Origin of the sequence: Haloarcula mannanilytica (assembly GCF_005406125.1) — an archaeon.
GTDB lineage: Archaea > Halobacteriota > Halobacteria > Halobacteriales > Haloarculaceae > Haloarcula > Haloarcula mannanilytica.
Genome location: NZ_BIXZ01000017.1, coordinates 11904 through 29907 on the forward strand (window position 1 = coordinate 11904; position 18004 = coordinate 29907).

The 18004-nt window shown below is 59.2% G+C and carries 16 protein-coding genes and 2 pseudogenes; 12 read left to right on the forward strand and 6 right to left on the reverse strand.

Features of this window, described 5'->3' with window-relative positions:
• The first annotated feature begins 122 nt into the window (after positions 1-122).
• Genes Harman_RS20360 through Harman_RS20375 form a run of 4 tightly spaced genes read left to right on the forward strand, consistent with a single transcriptional unit; the run spans position 123 to position 3899 of the window.
• Entirely contained in the window at positions 123-1490 is a 1368-nt protein-coding gene (locus tag Harman_RS20360) for an ABC transporter substrate-binding protein (RefSeq protein ID WP_137685516.1), read from the forward strand.
• Positions 1491-1550: 60 nt separating this feature from the next.
• Positions 1551-2426, forward strand: a complete 876-nt coding sequence (locus Harman_RS20365) for a carbohydrate ABC transporter permease (RefSeq protein ID WP_137685533.1) — start codon at positions 1551-1553, stop codon at positions 2424-2426.
• Positions 2419-3282 (forward strand): carbohydrate ABC transporter permease, encoded by an 864-nt coding sequence (locus Harman_RS20370; RefSeq protein WP_137685517.1) that lies wholly within the window; start codon positions 2419-2421, stop codon positions 3280-3282. Before Harman_RS20365 ends, Harman_RS20370 begins: the two co-directional genes overlap by 8 nt.
• Positions 3279-3899 (forward strand): hypothetical protein, encoded by a 621-nt coding sequence (locus tag Harman_RS20375; RefSeq protein ID WP_137685518.1) that lies wholly within the window; start codon positions 3279-3281, stop codon positions 3897-3899. Before Harman_RS20370 ends, Harman_RS20375 begins: the two co-directional genes overlap by 4 nt.
• Positions 3900-4057: 158 nt before the next feature.
• On the opposite strand, the gene Harman_RS20380 is transcribed toward Harman_RS20375, so the two are convergent.
• Positions 4058-5305 carry a sialidase family protein gene (locus Harman_RS20380; RefSeq protein WP_200831020.1) on the reverse strand — a complete coding sequence of 416 codons (1248 nt, stop codon included), beginning with the start codon at positions 5303-5305 and terminating at the stop codon, positions 4058-4060.
• A 432-nt stretch (positions 5306-5737) separates the two neighbouring features.
• Here Harman_RS20380 and Harman_RS20385 point away from each other — a divergent pair, with 432 nt between their 5' ends.
• The 4 genes and pseudogenes from Harman_RS20385 (at position 5738) to Harman_RS20400 (ending at position 9992) form a co-directional block, all read left to right on the forward strand.
• Positions 5738-6973 (forward strand): tyrosine-type recombinase/integrase, encoded by a 1236-nt coding sequence (locus Harman_RS20385; protein WP_137685520.1) that lies wholly within the window; start codon positions 5738-5740, stop codon positions 6971-6973.
• A 104-nt stretch (positions 6974-7077) separates the two neighbouring features.
• Positions 7078-7923, forward strand: a complete 846-nt coding sequence (locus Harman_RS20390) for a ParA family protein (protein WP_137685521.1) — start codon at positions 7078-7080, stop codon at positions 7921-7923.
• Positions 7920-8297 carry a hypothetical protein gene (locus Harman_RS20395; protein ID WP_137685522.1) on the forward strand — a complete coding sequence of 126 codons (378 nt, stop codon included), beginning with the start codon at positions 7920-7922 and terminating at the stop codon, positions 8295-8297. The genes Harman_RS20390 and Harman_RS20395 overlap by 4 nt, the downstream gene beginning before the upstream one ends.
• A gap of 664 nt (positions 8298-8961) precedes the next feature.
• A pseudogene (locus Harman_RS20400) lies at positions 8962-9992 on the forward strand (proline racemase family protein).
• A 398-nt stretch (positions 9993-10390) separates the two neighbouring features.
• Here Harman_RS20400 and Harman_RS20405 read toward each other — a convergent pair.
• On the reverse strand, positions 10391-10849 hold the full coding sequence (locus tag Harman_RS20405; protein ID WP_137685523.1) for a universal stress protein: 459 nt from the start codon (positions 10847-10849) through the stop codon (positions 10391-10393).
• A 57-nt stretch (positions 10850-10906) separates the two neighbouring features.
• Entirely contained in the window at positions 10907-12043 is a 1137-nt protein-coding gene (locus tag Harman_RS20410; protein ID WP_137685524.1) for a mandelate racemase/muconate lactonizing enzyme family protein, read from the reverse strand.
• A gap of 189 nt (positions 12044-12232) precedes the next feature.
• On the opposite strand from Harman_RS20410, the gene Harman_RS20415 reads away from it, so the two are divergent.
• Both Harman_RS20415 and Harman_RS20420 read left to right on the forward strand, forming a co-directional pair.
• Positions 12233-13171, forward strand: coding sequence for a dihydrodipicolinate synthase family protein (locus tag Harman_RS20415; protein WP_137685525.1), 939 nt, complete (start codon positions 12233-12235; stop codon positions 13169-13171).
• Between the two features lie 131 nt (positions 13172-13302).
• On the forward strand, positions 13303-14016 hold the full coding sequence (locus Harman_RS20420; RefSeq protein ID WP_137685526.1) for a ThuA domain-containing protein: 714 nt from the start codon (positions 13303-13305) through the stop codon (positions 14014-14016).
• A gap of 33 nt (positions 14017-14049) precedes the next feature.
• On the opposite strand, the gene Harman_RS20425 is transcribed toward Harman_RS20420, so the two are convergent.
• Positions 14050-15951, reverse strand: coding sequence for a hypothetical protein (locus Harman_RS20425; RefSeq protein WP_137685527.1), 1902 nt, complete (start codon positions 15949-15951; stop codon positions 14050-14052).
• Positions 15952-16129: 178 nt separating this feature from the next.
• On the opposite strand from Harman_RS20425, the gene Harman_RS20430 reads away from it, so the two are divergent.
• Both Harman_RS20430 and Harman_RS20435 read left to right on the forward strand, forming a co-directional pair.
• Positions 16130-16969, forward strand: coding sequence for an NAD-dependent epimerase/dehydratase family protein (locus tag Harman_RS20430; RefSeq protein ID WP_137685528.1), 840 nt, complete (start codon positions 16130-16132; stop codon positions 16967-16969).
• Positions 16970-17056: 87 nt separating this feature from the next.
• Complete coding sequence (locus tag Harman_RS20435) at positions 17057-17350, forward strand: hypothetical protein (RefSeq protein ID WP_137685529.1); 294 nt, start codon at positions 17057-17059, stop codon at positions 17348-17350.
• Between the two features lie 29 nt (positions 17351-17379).
• Here the strand turns inward: Harman_RS20435 and Harman_RS20440 are convergent, their stop codons facing one another.
• Positions 17380-17814: a PPC domain-containing DNA-binding protein gene (locus Harman_RS20440; RefSeq protein WP_137685530.1), complete on the reverse strand. Its 435-nt coding sequence runs from the start codon at positions 17812-17814 to the stop codon at positions 17380-17382.
• Between the two features lie 95 nt (positions 17815-17909).
• Positions 17910-18004 (reverse strand): annotated as a pseudogene (locus Harman_RS20445) (IS5/IS1182 family transposase); the annotation flags it as partial.

Genomic DNA, 18004 nt, shown 5'->3' on the forward strand with positions numbered 1-18004 from the left:
CTGTGCATGGGCTACGTAACGTTCCCCGCCGAGTCGGTTGCACGGTCGCAGGCTCCGGGTATTTGGGGCAATAATCACCTATATAGGTGGTTTAATAATTATGATGGTTTAACCGATTCCATATGGGTCGTAAGAACGCCATTCGAGAGACGCGTCGTAAATTCATCAAATCGGTCGGAGTCGGCGGGACCGTCGCACTTGCCGGGTGTAGCGGTGGCGACGGTGGCGATGGCGGCGATGGCGGTGACGGCAGTGATGGTGGCAGCACCGGCCAAGCCGGAAGTGAGTCGTACGAGATCACCTTCTGGGAACTCTTCAGCGGCGGCGAAGGGCCGATTATGGAGAGTATCGTCAAGAAATTCAACGAGGAACAGCCCCTCGATACAAGCGCCGAGGTGACAATCAATCGTCAACGAACCCCGTGGAACGAGTATTACAACAAGCTCTTTACCGCTCTTTCGGGCGGAGAAGCCCCCGACATGGCAGTGATGCACGGTGCGTATCTGCGTACGTGGGCCGGCGGACTTGACCCAATCGGAGAGTACGTCGATACGTCGTCGTTTAAGAGTGACTACACCCAAAGCCACTGGAACCTGGTCACCGTCAATAACAACGTGAATGCACTGCCGATGGACATGCACCCCATCGGTGTCTATTACAACAAAGACCTGTTCGAGCAGGCGGGCTTGGATCCGGAGAGTCCGCCGACGAACTGGTCGGAGTTCAAGCAGGCGGGTAATGCCGTGGCTCAGAACACTGACTCACATGCCTTCACTCAGTCGCCGTACAACGACGGCTTCGGTTCGTTCCGAACGTGGAGTACGTGGGTCAAACAACAGGGCGGTAGTCTCTACGATGAGGAGTGGAACCCCACCTTCGACAACGAGGCCGGACAGAACATCGCCCAGCTCTTCAAGGACATGACCGGCGACATGGGATGGGCTCCCGCGACGAGCGAGGATACGTGGGGTAATAACGCGTTCCAGAACGGTAACTGTGCGATGGCGATGAACGGAACTTGGTACGTGGCGGCCCTGTCTGGAGTCGAAGACCTCAACTGGGGCTTCTTCAAACCGACGGTCGGTCCGAACAAGCAACAGGACAAGGTGTGGGCCGACGGCCACTCAATCGTCCTCCCGAAGAAGGACAGTCGCAGCGACGCGAAATCGGAAATCGCCGCTCAGGTCGCTCACTGGATGACCACGCAAAACCCCTCGTGGGGAGCTGAAGCTGGGCACCTCCCGGCCGCAAACAGCATCTACGAATCTGATGCGTTCCAGAACAGCCCGTATTACGACAAGACACTCAGTAAGTACGTCGAGATGGCGGAAAACGACAAATACTTCTACCACCCCAAGGTTCCGAACGGTGATCCAAACGCCCAGAACTGGTATACCTGGCTGGTCGATATCTGGGCACACAATTCAGAGCCTCAAGAGGGAATCCAGTCCGGTATCAAGACGGTCTCAGACGGTATCTCTGGTAATTAGACGATGGGGATAACAAACCGCATTCCGGGAGGTGAGACGAGCGCGAACAGTAAGACAGTCATGGGTATCCGGAAGGAAACGATCGAAGGTATCCTTTGGTCCTTGCCCTATCTCGCGATATTCACTGTGTTCCTCGTCTGGCCTGCGGTCCGGGGCCTCTACATGAGCCTCCACACGTATCCGAACAAGTTCGACCTCTCACAGACCGAGTGGGTCGGCTTGCAGAACTACGTGGAACTGTTCCAGGACCCGGTGTTCTGGAACGCCATGGAGGGGACGTTCCTCTTTGTAGGCATCTCGGTGCCGCTACTCGTGGTTCTCGGGCTCGTGATGGCCCTTGGCGTGAACAAGAACGTGGCCGGGAAACGAACGCTCCGTGCCATCTACTTCAGCCCCTACGTCCTGACCGTTGCGGTCGTGACGCTGGTCTGGGCGCAGATGTACTCGACGAGCTTCGGGCTCGTGAACTACTACCTGGGATTCATCATGGAGAACCCACCCGGGTGGCTCACGTCTGCGAATCTCGTGATGCCAGCACTCGCGTTCATGACTGTCTGGTGGCTCGTGGGGTTCAACTTCGTCATATTCCTTGCTGCCCGTCAGAGCATCCCCGAACGGCTCTATGAGGCAGCTCAACTCGACGGTGCGTACGGATGGAGAGCGTTCAAAGACATCACGCTTCCACAGATGCGCAACTCTGTCGTTTTCGTGGTCATGGTGCAGTTCATCCTACAGTTTCAGGTGTTCGCACAACCGTATGTCATGACCCAGGGCGGTCCGCAAGACTCCTCGGATACGCTCGTCTACTATCTCTATCGAAGCGCGTTCTCACAGCAGCAATTCGGTTACGGCGCGGCTATGGGATACGTTCTCGTCGCTATCCTCATCGTAATCGCGATTATTAACTTCAAAGTTATCGGTGATAGCAATGACTGACAGTACTATTCGGTCACAAATCGACAGCGATAGGGTCCGGAACGCGTTGCTTCACGTGTTCCTGTACGGACTTGCCTTCCTGATGGCGGTTCCGTACCTGTACACGATATCCCGATCGTTCCAGCCAAACGAATTGCTGCGTGACCCACGGCCGTACTGGATACCGCCGCTCGTGGGTGAACCGGTGACGCTGGAACACTACCAGTACCTGCTGAACAACACGCTGGTCGTCGAGTGGACGATCAATACCTTCGTCATCGCTGGCGGAGCGACGCTACTGATCGTCGTCATCGACTCGATGATCGCGTTCTCGCTTACTCGCCTTGATTGGCCGGGGCAGGGCGCTATCCTGGGGATCATCCTCGCGAGTTTCATGGTCCCGTACTACATGAACATCGTCCCGCTCTACCAGATCGTCGCGGATCTGGGGCTGATTAACTCCTACTGGGGCGTTATCTTGCCTGCAGTCGCCAGCCCGCTGGGCGTATTCCTCCTCTATCAGTTCTTCAGGGATATCCCTGAGGAATACGAGGAGGCGGCACGGTTAGACGGGTTCTCGACCTTCCAGGTGTACACCCGGATAATTCTCCCGCTCGCCAAGCCGATCCTCTCCGCACTGGCCCTGTTCATGTTCGTCTACAACTGGAACGCGTTCCTCTGGCCCTTGCTGGTTCTGTCGAACGAAACAGCGTACACGCTCCCGATCGGGCTCGTGAACCTGTATCAGGGGAACATCGACACGCCGGGGCTCCACATGGCTGTGGCTATCCTCGGTTCGCTTCCGCTGTTCATCGTCTATCTCCTGTTCCAGGGACAGCTCGTTCGGGCAGTCCAGATGCAGGGCGCAACCGGATGACCGAATCGACCGAGGGGACCCTGTCGGTCCACCGCGCGCTCGCCACCGCGTTCCGGACGGTGTATGACCATCCGGTTTCGATGGTCGCGATCAGCGTCGGCTGGGTGCTCACGTCGCTGCCACTCATCACAATCGGGCCGTCGACGCTCGGGGCGTACGCAGCGGTCCGCTCGGTCCGCGAGAAGGGATACGTTGACCGCGAAGAAATCGTGACCACGCTTCGCAACCACTGGCTCGATGCGGTCCTGTTCAGCGGTCTGATGGCTTTGTTCCCGGTTATCGCTGTTCTCTATATGGACCAGTTCATCACGACTGGCACTGGGTATGCCGGCTTGTTCGGCGCGGTCGGTGTCTACCTGGCCTATCACGCCTGGGTCGTGTTCGCGCTGGCGTTCGTATCACTCGCCAACGGCACTGATGTCGTCGAAGCTGTCACTACCAGCTACCGCTGGTCAGTCGAGCGGCCGGTTGTGACTGTTCTCGTCGGCATCGTCACTGCGACGCTCTTTGTCGTCTGTACGCTTCTCACAATCGCGCTCCCACTGGTCTTTCCGGCGCTGGTGGCGACGTTCCACACGGAGCTGACTGCCGACTCGCTTCGTCCAGTTGGGAACTGACGGAACACACTGATAGCCCTTTTCGAGGCTGTCACTCCAGTATCGGAACACGGTGGTTAGCGGTTGCTATCTGTCTCACGCTGTCCCTCAACCTGACTCCGCTTGACTGCTGTATTCCGTCCCCACTCCCGGCGGAAAGAATGTTACGGCAGCCCTTCTCAGAGCTCGTTCAGCTCCAGCGATCGTTTGGCGTATCGGATCTCACAGAGCTCTGCACTGGATGCAGTGGAGGTGAGCTGTAGCAGCTGTTTTCCGTTCGGAGAGGGTAGAATCGGTGTTGTCCAACCAACGAACCCGCGGCCGCCGAGTTCGTCCTCGGTTTCGAACGAGAGCGGTGCTTTCACTGCCGTCCAGTCGCCGCTCCCATCCAAATCAGTGTTCGCGAGAACGACCTCGCCGTTCCCTTCGGCGGGATTGCGGTCTTCGTCGACCAACTGTTTGGCTGAGACGAGCACCGTCCCGTTTTCCCCGCCATGCGGGGTCCACGTGACGTACGGCCCGTTGACGAACCGCCGGCCGTCGGCCGTCGCGACAGGGTTCCCAAGATCGGTCGGGTCCCCCCAGTCGCGGGCATCGGGTGAGGTCTTGACGTGGACTTCGCCCTCCAGGTCTGGGCCGACGACTTCATAGCCGATCATGTAGTTGCCGTTGGGTAATTCGGTGATCGTTGGCATTCCCGGGCGGCTCGTCTCGTTGGGCACAGCGGCGACGAACTGTTCCTCGCCCCACGTCTGGCCGCCGTCTTCGGACGCCTTGTATGCGACGAGTTGGTTATAGTCGTCGTCAGTCCCCTGCCGCTCGTCGGCGAAGTAACAGACGAGGTCCCCGTCTGCATCGAGCGCAAGCTCCGGTTCCCACACGGGGTTGTTCCCAGCGTGGGGAACGGCTGTTCCGCCGGTGATGACGGTACTTACGAACTCCCAGGTCTCGCCCTCGTCGGTACTTGCGTACAGGTCGATGCTCGTCTCGCCGAGTTCGCCGATATCGCCTTCGGGCACCTCCTCGGGATCATCCAGAATTGGAATCGCGTTACCTGCGGCGAGTACTGTCCCGGCTGGCCAGGGTCCAACCTCCTCGGGCAGTTCGAACAAGGTTGGCTGGTACCGCAGGCCCCAGTTCTTCCCGCTCGTATCGTGTATCTCCGAGTACTTCGACCAGGAACGGCCGCCGTCAGTACTCCGGTACACCGGGAAGTACGGTTTCGAACCGCCACTCATCGAGGGGTAGAACTCGAAAGTGGCGAGGAGCGGGCCACTCGGATTGTTCCCGTCACTGGCGTGTTCCAAGCGTATAACGCGGGGGTATAGAGATCCAGGAGCGGGCGCACCCTCCGGTGGTGTATAGAGGGCACCATTACTTCCTTTTTGTGTGCTTTCGTCGTCCTCATAATTCGCTATCCCGGCTATGACAAGCACCGTTCCACCCAGTGCTGCCACTGCCTTGGAATATTTTCTCCGACTGATGTTACTACTGAAAGGAATATCCTTCATTTATTCGGCTCTGCTAGTTCCTTCTCACATATCTTCAATAAGGATTATGTTATCAACTCTCAGACCGCGTTCTCCGAAGCACCAGCGGCTACCGGAAAGTATGTGCGAAACTGACTGAGTGGTTGAATCGTATTCGACGATATTTGATATAGCGTCATATGATTTATTTGCTGTAGTAATATAACTGGCCGCATTTGTCTTGTTGTGGGTTTCTGCATGAGAAAACAATACAAGACAAACTATTAGTAGCACGACTGGAATACGCTACATACGAAATTCCGGTGATTCAGATAAGCCAGCCGGGACAGTTTCTCTGTTACTGTCGTCTACACGCCCACACTCAATCCAATGACTGACACCCGCTACTCAACGATGGACTTGGCTGACTGCGAGTCCTTCTACCGTGAGACAGTTGTGCCGGCAATGGAAAACCACGGTCTCGACCCGAACACTGAAACCCCGACATACGCGTGGCTGAACGGACAATTTCCGGGATTCGTAAAGCACCTCCAGCGGCAGTTCGACCTGTCCCCGGGCCAGTTCTATGACGAGATCGGCGTGCCGGAAGTAGAAAGCTCGACAGGCCCTTTCGATTTTCTCTCTGACAACACGCGACAAGCAATCGAGGACTATCTCGACGAACTCGAAACCCGTCGTGGACGTGCAGCGGCAACAATCGAGACACGGCGGTCGATTCTCCGTCGATACGCGAAAGCATATACCAATATCCACTATACGAAAGACTTGCTGGCACCGCTGGAAGATCCCGACGAACGCGTTGCAGAGATGGACCGGGTAGCGACGACGTTTGACGCTCTGGATCAACTGGACGACGCGCTTACGACGCTTGCCTCACGGCGAAAGTACGTTCAGGACACACGGCAGTTCTACAAGCATTTGGTAATGTTCGGGGACGCCGAGTACAATCCACTAGCTGACCTTGAAATCCGGTTTGGATGGGACGAGACGCCATCTTGGGACAACAAGGCGCTTGATCGCACCGCTGTGCAGCGACTCTATACCGCGGCGACGGACCCACGAGACCGATTTATTGTGGTTGCGTGCTGTGGCTGGGGTCTCCGACCGAGTGAAGTTGCATCACTGCATATCCGGCAACTCAATTTGGATCCGGACGATGACTCTCACCCGTATATAGAGTTTGCAGATGGAGAGCGGAAAAACGGCCCCGGGACTGTGGCACTGCTAGCCGGTTTAGAGACGGTGAACAAGCGTATTGAGACCCTTTCAGATCAGGATTGGAACGGGTATCTGCTCCCGTCGCCAGCCGCTAATACCGGTCACTTGACCGCCGAAACCGTTCGACGACGGTTTAAATCGGTGGCCGAAGTTGCGGACGTAACTGTCGATGGTGCGCGGCCAACGCCGAAAACAGGCCGTCGATTCTGGTATACGACGTATGGAGCCGCTGTCAGACGGGTTGCGGAACGGTTCGAGGGTGTCGCAGCTGAGCAGGGTTCAGCGTCAGCGCAAGTCGTTCTCGACAACTATCTCTCTGAATCCGAAGCACGGTCACACCGGCGGGCGGAGATGCGTGAGACGCTTGCCGGGCTGTTTGATGCTTGACCCCTGCTGGAATATCGTGACTTAGATAACTACACAAATCAGCTATACTGTGTAGCTATTCCGTCTGACTAATCTTTATATCTGTGTAGTGTATCGCATACGATATGCTCACCTACACTGTGTACAGCGAGGCCGGCGGTGTCGGCAAGACAACGATGGCGGCGAACCTTGCTGTCGCCGATGCCCGTGCCGGCCATGATGTACTGGCAATCGACATGGATCCACAGGAGGGGAGCCTTTCGTTCCTGTTCGATGTCGCGGATCACCGAACGGATTCGGAGGCAGACAGCTTAGTCCGACATCTCGTCGAACGGCCTCGCGGCCCGTTCGCTGACCTCATCGAAACATCCGAAGGTGTTGATGTCCTCCCCGCACACAACTCTCTAGAAGTCCTGTCGAAGCACCTGCGACGCCGGGAGGAGGAAGCGGCCGACTTCGGTGAGAACTGGAACCCGAACGTCCAACTTCTTCGCGTATTGAAGGACGCAGGCGTTCCGTCTGAGTACGATACTGTCATCATCGACCCGCCGGCGACCGCGGATGTGAAACTATACAACGCGTTACACGCGACGCGGAACCTCGTTATTCCGTTTGAACCGAGCGGGAAGGGCCAACAGTCTGTCGAGGGACTGGCGGACCTCGTTACCGGGCTGGAGGAGACGCTGGATATCAACGTCGGCGTGTTAGCCGCGGTGCCGAACCGATTCAAAGGAACGAACGATCAAGAAGAGATGCTCAAGCGGCTCCGGGCGGAGTCGTATGACATTCCGGTAGTGTTCCGTGAGCGCACGTCACTTCTTGAAGGCTGTTGGCGCAAGCAGTGTTCGGCGTTCAAGTACGTCGAGGACCACCGTAGCCGGGAGCGGGAGTACGAACTCGAAACCTTAGAGCAGTTCGAAGAGCTAGCCGCTCATCTCCGACAAACCCGCGAACAGGAGGCGACAGCATGAAATCCGGCTCCGGCGACGATCCGTTTGCTGAGACAGAACCGGATCCAGAGCAGGACGAGGAGTTGGCTGACACCGCAGATGTCGAGCCTGACTCGCCGATTACGGAAGACGCAGGCCAACCTGAGATTCCGTACAAATTCCGTCGCAGTTCTGTCAAGGAAGACCGCAAGCAACGGCCCATCTTCATTCGGCCCGAAGTCGAAGACCGTGAGTCCACCTTCCTCCGTAATCTAGAGGACGAAGTCGGAGAGGATGTCTACAAAACCGACGCACTGGAAGCCGCTCTCGTTGTCGCCATGGACAACCCTGATCTCGTGGCTGAGAAACTTCGCGAGTGGGGCTACGACTGGGAACAGTCAACAACGCCCCGCTGATCCGCTCACTGTCTATCTTTTCAGCTGGTCTTTCGTCTGTCCGTGGTCGATGTTTCTGTATTGTAGTTCCGCGAAGGAATACCCCTGTATGCTTAGCTCATATATTGGAGGGTACTCGCTGAGTCGATGAACCATTCCGTGTGGATACAGCCATTGACTATGCGACAAATCTATATTGTATCGATGGCTCAAGTGACTATACTGTCTGGTTGGTCTGTATAGTTATCTTGTCCAGCTATACCGAAAAGCCATTCTGAATCGCTATGCGGTATAGGTGACAAAGATAGGTGGAAGATATAGCCGGTCTTTATAGGTCTAACCTCAAGCTACGAAATATAATTCCCGTAAATACTACGCAGCGCTGTGTGAACACGCTATTTCGCGTGGTTCCGGGCAGGAGAGGCGGTAGCAACCCGCCCCAAACATGGTCGGTGACTACTATACCAATTAGGGCCGTTATATATGAGTGAAAGTTACATGAGAGGATCTGTGGCCGGAACGGCGAGAGACGAGTGGGGACGCCGGTTCGGCTTGGTCATGGCGATGCTGGGAGCGACGGCCGGCACGGGAAACATCTGGCCGAGGCCGTTTATTACGGGACAAGACGACGACCCTACGACGACTGGTCCGCCGAGCAGACCGAGGCAGCGGAGAGAATCGAAGAATGAGACCGACCCGAGATATCGTGGACTTGCCGACGGACGCCTCGTTCACCACAGTCGATACACACACGGAAGGCGAGCCGACACGTATCCTCCTCGACTGGCTCGATGACGTATCACTTGCGGGCGACAGCATCCGAGGAAACGGGAGTCTTTCGCCGACGAGTACGACTGGGTCCGCGAACTGCTGATGCAGGAGCCGCGAGGGCACGACGACATGTTCGGTGCAGTCGTGTTCGAACCACACGCAGATGACGCCGACCTCGCTGTGTTCTTCATGGACAGGCAGGGGTACTTGGACATGTGCGGGCACGGGACGATCGGCGTCGTCTCCGCGTTCCTCGACCTGGGCTACCTCTCTCCCGACCCCCGTATCCGCGTGGAGACACCGGCGGGCATCGTCGAAGCGAGCCTGGAGTATTCCGAAGACGGTGTCGAGCGGGTCACGATACAGAACGTCGAGTCGTTCGTCTACGGATCGACGACTGTCTCCGTCTCGTTTCTGGACTCGCCGCTTCGTGTGGATGTCGTCTATGCCGGGAACTTCTTCGCAATGGTTGACAGCGATCAACTCGGTGTTGGTGTCGATACCACTCGGACGGACGAGTTCATCGACTGGGGCCTGGAGATTCGGGACGCCGTCAACGACGAACTCGACATCGTCCATCCGTTCACCGGCGAACCCGGGTCGATCTCTATTACCGAGATCTACGAGTCTCCGGCCGAAGCCGACCGCAGTATCGTCGTCTTCAGTGACGGGCAGGTCGACCGCTCGCCATGCGGGCCCGGTACGTGTGCGAAGATGGGGTTCTTACACGACACTGGAACGCTCTCAGTCGACGAACCGTACATCCACGAGAGCATTATCGGCACCCGGTTCGAGGGCCGAATCATCGAGACGAGACAGCGTGACGGTGTTACGGTCGTCGTCCCGACGATAACCGGGACTGCCCGGATCACGGGCAAGCACACATTCGTGAAAGACTCCCGCGACCCGATGACGAGCCTGCGTATAGCCTCAGCGGAACGGTAATATGGGACCAAATCTACATTTTAGCCCTTGTATAACTCATTCTAGTGATTCTTTGTCCTCAATCACAACACTTAGGCGAATATACTCACTAAAAATTGAAATATAATCCTACTAATCCGATATACAAGGCTAAAATTCACATACCCATATTTCTTTTCCGAAGCGATACCAGACGTGAGAACTTTGGAGTTCTTGAGGCGGCCAGAGGCAACTCGTCTGACCAGATTTCGTCGGCTGTCTCGACGGATTCCGGACCTCGATACCGAATCGCTGGTCTCGTCGCGCTGCTGATGCCGATTCCAGGGCCTGGTCGTCGTTGAGGAATCTATACGGGGATCGTTCACAGACGAGTTTTAAATTGGACCTCGGCCCACTACGGTTGTATTTTCTTGTCGCCGTCAGGACATCGAGACCGTCACGTTCCCGTCGAAGTTGAGGATGACTTCCTGAGCCACGTCACCGAACAGCACTTTGCCGGTCGGCGAGCGGCGGCGGCCGACGAGGAATATGTGATCACAGTCGGACTGCCGCGCCGCGTCGAGAATGTGTTCAGCGACCGCATCGTCTTCGGTGACCGCCGAGGAAACGTCGTACTGTGGGAGATTGCTGCCACAAACGGCTTCGGCGAACTCGTGAGCGAAGTTCGTCACGATATCGTTTGCGGTGGCGTTCGAGTACGTCCCGCCTCCGGCCTGCTCGGCGGCTTCGAGTGTTTCGACGTCGCTCTCGAACTCGTCAGGGGTCACCCACGAGAAGAGCTCCAGCTCAGCGTCGGTCCCACGTACGATCTCTACCGCCTCGGCAAACAGTTCTCTGTGTTTGTCGGTGTCATCGATGACGACGAGTGCTCGCTTCATATATCTGTTATGTACTTATGGGGTGATAAAAGTTTCAACACTGCGCTCTCCCGTCGCTCAGCGGTCCGTTCGATACGCTTCGAGTTCCGTTTCGTCTATCTCGATGCCGAGTCCGGGCTCCTGTGGAACGGTGAGTGATCCGCCCGACGGATCGAACGGCGATTCGAGGAGGTCGTCCCGGAGCGGGTTCGGGCTCCGGTCGAACTCCACCATCATCGGGTCGGGGATATTTCGCGTGTGTGGGTATTCGGAGACACTGGCGGCGAACTGGACGGCGGCCGCCAGTCCGACGGCGCTGTTCCAGACGTGTGGCCGCACGGCGACGTTCTCCGTCGTGGCCATGTCGGCGATGGTGCGGGCCTCGGAAAGGCCGCCACACCGAGCGAGATTGGGCTGGACGATATCGACGAGTCGGTCGTCGATGAGCCGTTTGAATTCGAACCGACCGTAGTGGGCTTCACCGGCCGCCAGCGGCGTGTCGATGCGCTGTTTGATCTCGCGGTAGCCCGAGGGGTTCTCGGGGGGTACCGGCTCCTCGATCCAGGTGATATCGTACTCGGCGATGGCTTTCGCCGTCCTGATCGCCTGCCGGGGGCGGTAGTTCCCGTTCATGTCGACCATCAGGCGGGCGTCGTCGCCGAGAATCTCGCGGGCAGTCCTGACCCGTTCGATGTCCTCGTCCGTCCCGGTTCCGATTTTGATCTTCGCGGCGGTGAACCCCTCTTCGACGGCGGCCTCCATCGGCTCTGTGATGGGGCGGTCCCGTTCGGTGTAGTACATCGTTGAGGCGTAGGGCAAAAGCGAGGTGCGCTCGGTACCGCCGAGCAGACGGTAGACTGGGCGACCGACCGACTTCCCGATGATGTCCCAGCAAGCGATATCGATAGCGCTCAGCGCGCTTTGGACGAACACGCTGCCCCCGAAGTGGTAGGGGTCGGTGTAGGAGCGCTCCGCGAGCGATTCCACGTCGAAGGGATCCATCCCGATGACCGCATCGCGGAACAGTTCCTCCACCGTCGACGCGACAATACGTCCAGGTGCGAAGGCCTCACCCCAGCCGACAGTCCCGTCGTCGGTATCGATGCGGACGAGTGTCGTCTCGCGCTCGTGTCCGAAGCCCCGGGCGTCGCCCAGCCCTTCGCCGTCCGGGAGCGTGTACGCTATCGGGATCACGCGCAGGTCGGTAATCTCCATGCCTTCAGAGGCGAGTGGCCACCGGAAATAAGTTGTGCTGGGAGGGGTTCCCGACGCCGCTATGTCGGGCCCAGTGGCCCGATGTGGGCGATGCAGTGGCTCGCCGTCGGGTACGGTCTCAGGTCGCGCTTCAGTCCCGCCAGCACCCCAGGCGGTGGATTTATGAGCGTTGCGGTGGGTCATACTGGTATGTCGCTTAGCCCCAAGCAGGTCCAGGAGCACCTGCGCGGCGTCGCAGTCGGCTTGCTGACGCCGTTCGACGATAGCGGTTCGATAGAACACTCGAAAATCACGGAGAACGCCGTGGCGCTCTACGAGTCGGGCATCCGGACGTTCCTCGCAACGGCGAACATCAGCGAGTACCACTCGCTCTCCCAGCAGGAGCGAATCGACGTGGCTCGGACGAGCGTCGACGCACTTCCCGCCGACGCCTGTGTGCTGGCGGGCGTCGGCGGGTCCACAAAGGACGCTATCGAACTCATCGAGGCCTACGACGACCTCGACGTGGACGCGATGATGATTATGCCGCCGGACCACACGTACATCCACGAGCGCGCGCTGCTGGACTACTACTGCCAACTCGATGCGGCCACGGAAACCCCACTCGTCCCATACGTCCGTGGGTTCGACCCCTCTATCGACTACCTGAAGCGACTGACCCACGTGGACGGGGTCGTCGGTATCAAGTACGCGCTGAAAGACCCCGTCAAGCTCGGCGAGGGTGCGGCCGCCGGCTCCGACGACGTGGTGTGGGTCGGCGGGCTCGCCGAACCGTGTTCGGTGAGCTATTGGGCAGAAGGCATCGAGGGGTTCTCTGCGGGCGTCTCGAACTTCCGTCCCGAAGTCGGTCTCGAACTGTTCGACGCGCTTCAGGCGGGGAACTGGGAGCGCGCCCAGAAGCTCCGGAACATCTGCATGCCGTACCAGCGCTTCCGCGACGAGACCGGGCAGGACAACACCATTCCCGGGGCGATAAGCGTCTCCGCGGTCAAGAAGGGGCTCGAACTGGCGGGCCTGCACGGTGGGAACGTCCGGCCCCCGATCCGTCCGCTCCAACCCGATGAGGAGGCACGTGCCGAGGAGATGTACGCCGAACTCGACGCGAACATCGACCGCCTTATCAGCTGAGCGACTGACTGTAACTTTTACCCCGGTTCGAACTGCGTCAACAGGCCGACCCGCAGTGTCGAGTTGTGCACGCTGTGACGACACCCGGACTGGTCCGAGGACTTATTCCAGACCGTTGAGAACAATTGGCTATGCCGCGACAGGTCACGGTCTGGAACGAGAACGTCCACGAGCGCGAGGAACCCGAAATAGCCGAACTGTACCCCGACGGCATCCACGGCGCTATCGCGGACGCCATCGCGGAAGACGGCCACGACGTACGGACGGCGACGCTGGACGAGCCAGCCAACGGACTCACCGAGGACGTGCTGGCGGACACCGACGTGCTCGTCTGGTGGTCCCACTGCGCGAACGACGAGGTCCAAGACGAGGTAGCGAGTCGGGTCGTGGACCGAGTACACGAAGGGATGGGCTTCGTTCCGCTCCACTCCGGGAAGAACTCGAAACCGTTCAAGCGCCTGATGGGGACGACCTGTAACATCAAGTACCGGCACGGCGGCGAAACAGAGCGGGTGTGGGCCGCCGACCCCGGTCACCCCATCACTGACGGCCTCGGGGAGTCCTTCGAGATTCCTGCGACCGAAATGTACGGCGAGCCCTACGACATCCCCGAGCCCGACCGGACCGTGTTCATCTCGTGGTTCGAAGGTGGCGAGGTGTTCCGCTCAGGCGTCTGCTACCGGCGGGGTCGTGGACGAATATTCGCGTTCCGGCCCGGTCACGAGGCGTATCCGATATACTATCAGGACGAGGTCCAGACAGTCGTTCGAAACGCTGTCGAGTGGGCAGCGCCGACCCCGGGCGCAGACGCGGTGTACGGCGAGGTCGCGCCAGCCGACGAATAATCGCCGAGACGACTCGTTCTCGAACCAGTTCCGCTACTTGCTTCGGCCTTCACTCCACGGGAGTGCGTACGTTGGATCGTTCACGAAGCGGTCCATCCTCGCTTCCATGGTCGCTTTCGTCCCGCTGGGGAGTGTCACGGTCACCACGGGGTCGTCAACGTCGACCGTTCGGTCGCCGTGTTCGACGGTCCGGAAGTCGTGTTCGGCGTAGGCCCCCGCCTGCACAATGACCTCGCGCTCGCCGCCTGCGTCGTTTACGAGCGTGAACGTGACCCCGGTCGAATCCACGGACTCGACGAGCGCCGACACGCCCTCAGGGAGGCCGGGGCGCTCGCGTTGGGGGTCGAAGTGGCGCAGCTGAGCCATCACCAGCCCGCCGTAGTATATCTGCTGGGGTGCGCCCATCGTCAGCTGCAGGAGTCCACGGTGGAAGACGGGATTTCGGTCTCGCAGGTAGTCCTCGTCGACGGTCTCGGGAACGCCGTCCTCTTCGTCCATCAGTGCGAGGCGCTCCCGGACGTGAGCGTGGTTCGCCTCGATAATCCGCTCGGGGTAGTCTTCGAACTCACCGTCGAGGTACGCGAGCCACGCGTACTCGTGGCCCGCCCCGTGTTTGTTCGACGCGCGGTGGTCTACCTGTGTCCAGTCCCGCTTGCTCCAGTCGCGGAGCCGACGCAGGCGTTTGCGGTCGGCCTCCGACTGTGACGCGAGCCAGAGATGGACCGCGTACGGGTCGTCCGAGTGTGGCTTGAACTCGTACCAGCCGTCGCGCCACAGCACTTCGCCGTCGTCCTCCGTGAGCACGCCGGTCGCGTCGTAGTGATAGTCGCCGGCGTCGTTGTACTTGTGAGGGATATAGCGGGTGTCATGAACCGGGTCCTCGCTCACGTCGATGCCGGCGTCGATGAGCCGGTCGAGTTGCGACCGCGGAAAGTCGAGAAACTCACGGTCTCCTTCCAGGAGGACAGCGTTCTCCGCGGCGACCGTTGGGCCGATACCGACGTAGTGCCACCCGCCCCACGACCAGCCGTAGTAGCCGCCGTACCAGTTCCCGGCGACGCCGCCGATCTCGCCCGACCGGTCCACGTTATCCGGGATGATGCCGCCGTTTTCCGCGGTTCGCTCGCGCCACGCCGACACGTACTCCGTCACCCACTCCCGATAGCGGTCTTCACCGGTGTGGAGGTAGGCGTTGGTCATTAGGCTCGTGATATTGAGGTTCAGCGGGATGTCGCCGGTCGCACACCGTTCGTTAAGCACCTCGAAGAGCCGATCCTCGTTGTCCGGGTCGAGCAGCCCGGTAGCCGTGTCGAACTCTAGATCCCGCCAGGGCAGGCCGTGGCGCGCCCACCGATAGTCCGACCCGTACGGGTGGTGTTCGTACTGCGAGAAGTCACAGAAATCCGGTCCCATACTCCCGTTCATCGGTCCGCGAATCAGATTCCGTTCGGCGTCGTAGTTCCCGCTGTCGGCGTCGGCGGTGTACAGCGCCGCGAATTTCCTGGCCCGCTCGCGGACGGTCTGGTCGGTCGGTGCGGCCAGGCCCATGTTGTAGGTGTAGAGGTTCCCCTCGCCGAGGTGGAACCAGTCGCGGCACTGCTCGAACTCGTCGACGACCATCGGGTGGCCGTACGGCGTCTCCGTCTCAGCCCCGCGCTCTAGTGCCGCCTCGTACACAGTGCGGGCTTCGGTCAGGAACCGCTCGTCGCCACCCATCGCGTACACGAGCGGCCAGTTGTAGAACCCCTCGATGATGTCGTCGAAGCCGTCGATACCGGTGTGATCCCTCGGCGGCCAGAACGGATCGCCCTCGGGGCCGAGATACTGATCGGTGAATCGTTCGACCGCCGATGCCATCGTTTCCATGAGTGTCCGCTGGCGCAGCGCCCACTCGGGTGGCCGCGAGAAGGAAGTGTCTCCCGTCAGTTCGACCATACGTCTTCCCGCGTGCGGCGCAGTGTTGAACATTGGGGTGGAAACCGCCGGTCCAGCAGTTGGGCGGACTCGAACGGATCGCCGCTCCCCGGCATCGACGAATCCGGGTAGTTTCTCCCGCGATGCCGGAACCTGTAAGTGGTAAACTGTTTTGGTACTGGGAGTCACTATCGGTCCCATGGACGTTCTGATGACCGGCGTGTACGGCCGGTGTGGCACCGCAGTTATCGACCATTTGCACGACGATCCCGACTACGACTTCACGTACTACAACCGCTCCGACCGACCTGACGACCATCCCTACGGCGGGCTGGACACGGTCGTCGCGGACATCTCCGACAGGGCCGCACTCGAATCTGCCTCCCAGGGACAGGACGCGATGGTCCACATGGCCGCCTACCCCTACACTGACGGCGACTGGCCCGACATCTTCGAGCCGAACATTGTCGGCATGTACAACGCACTCGAAGCGGCCCGCGAACAGGAGGTTGAGACGTTCGTGTTCATCTCATCGAACCACGTAATGGGGCTGTACGAACTCGACAACGCTCCTGAAATATACTACCCCGACAACGATCTGGTCATCGACCACACCGACCCCGTCCGACCCGACTCCTTCTACGGCGCGTCGAAGGCGTTTGGCGAGTCCCTCGGTCGGTACTACGTCGAGCAGTACGACTACCCCGAACAGTTCTACGCGCTCCGGGTCTGTAGCGTCCGCATGCCGGAGTACGACCACCCCTACGGTGACGCCGAGAAGGGTGTCGACGACGGGGAGTTCGAACGCGGGAGTGTGGAGTACGACCACGCCGTGGCTCGCATGAAGGCGATGTGGCAGTCCCGCTCGGATTTCGCCCATCAGATAGAATGCTGCCTGATGGACGAAGACGTAGAGTTCGGTATCTTCAGCGGCGTCAGCGACAACCATCGGCGGTGGTTCGACCTCGAACACGCACGCGCACGCATCGGCTACAATCCACAAGATGACGGTGAGCTGTGGGAACATCCACCGGAGTGAAGCGGTGTAGTCCCGGCAGTGGTTCCAGTGCACCGTCTACAGCCGACAGCCAAACTGATTTATACTGTCACTCTGTATCAAGGAACGATGGGAACGACACAGTCAGACAACCGGAGCGGTGTGGATGGAAGCTCGGGACCGGACAAATCCGTGTACAGCCCGTCGGACGGAGTAGCCGATGCCATTCGTGAATCGGTGTTGCTCAAGATTGCCATCGGCGGCGTGGTGTTCACGCTCATCGGCGTGTTTTTCGACTCTGGAGTTCTGGTACCGACCGGCGGGCTCTGGAGCATCTGGGCGGCTATCTTCGCGGTGTGGGGTGCTGGGCTCTTTCTCTTCGGTATCGGTGCGTACGGGTTTCTCTGGTGGCGGCGCTACTGAGTCGACCGTTCTTCGAAAGCAGTCCACGCTTACTGACGTGTGAGTTGCGAGACACCGTGGTCGTTTGGGTCCCGCGTCAGCGATAGCCCGTCGATTTTCCTGATCGTGAACTCTCCGAGGACGTTCACCTCACATCCCGCTTCCAGGTGGCCGCCCACGGTCCGGTCGCCGTTAAACCCGGTCACGTGGAGGTGTGGCTCGCCGTCGGCGATCACGCCGCCAACGTCGGTTATCTCCCACGCACCGTCGAGTTCGAGGGTCACGTTCCGCTCCGTGCGGTCCGCGGGGAGATCAGTCCGATCCACGTAATGGATATTCAGGTTACTGAAGGTACCGATCCCCGAAACCACTGCGCCGGTGTCGACGTTGTGGCGGTCGCAGGCGGTTTCGATGGATTCGAGTGCCAGGTCGCCCCGATCAAGTCGTACGATGACGTAGCCGTCGTCGCTCTCGAACGTTTCCATGTCTTGGGCTGTGTGGCCGATTAGCATAAAGCCATCCCGTGTTCGGACCCGTTCTAAAAATACGGCCGTGGTGAATCACCAGACGTAGCTTGATTTCACGGTTTCAGAGATTGCTTGATGTTGTGAACCGCACACATCAGGACTAGCTCACGAAATTCACCGTACCAGGTTCGCGCACGCACGGCGTCGC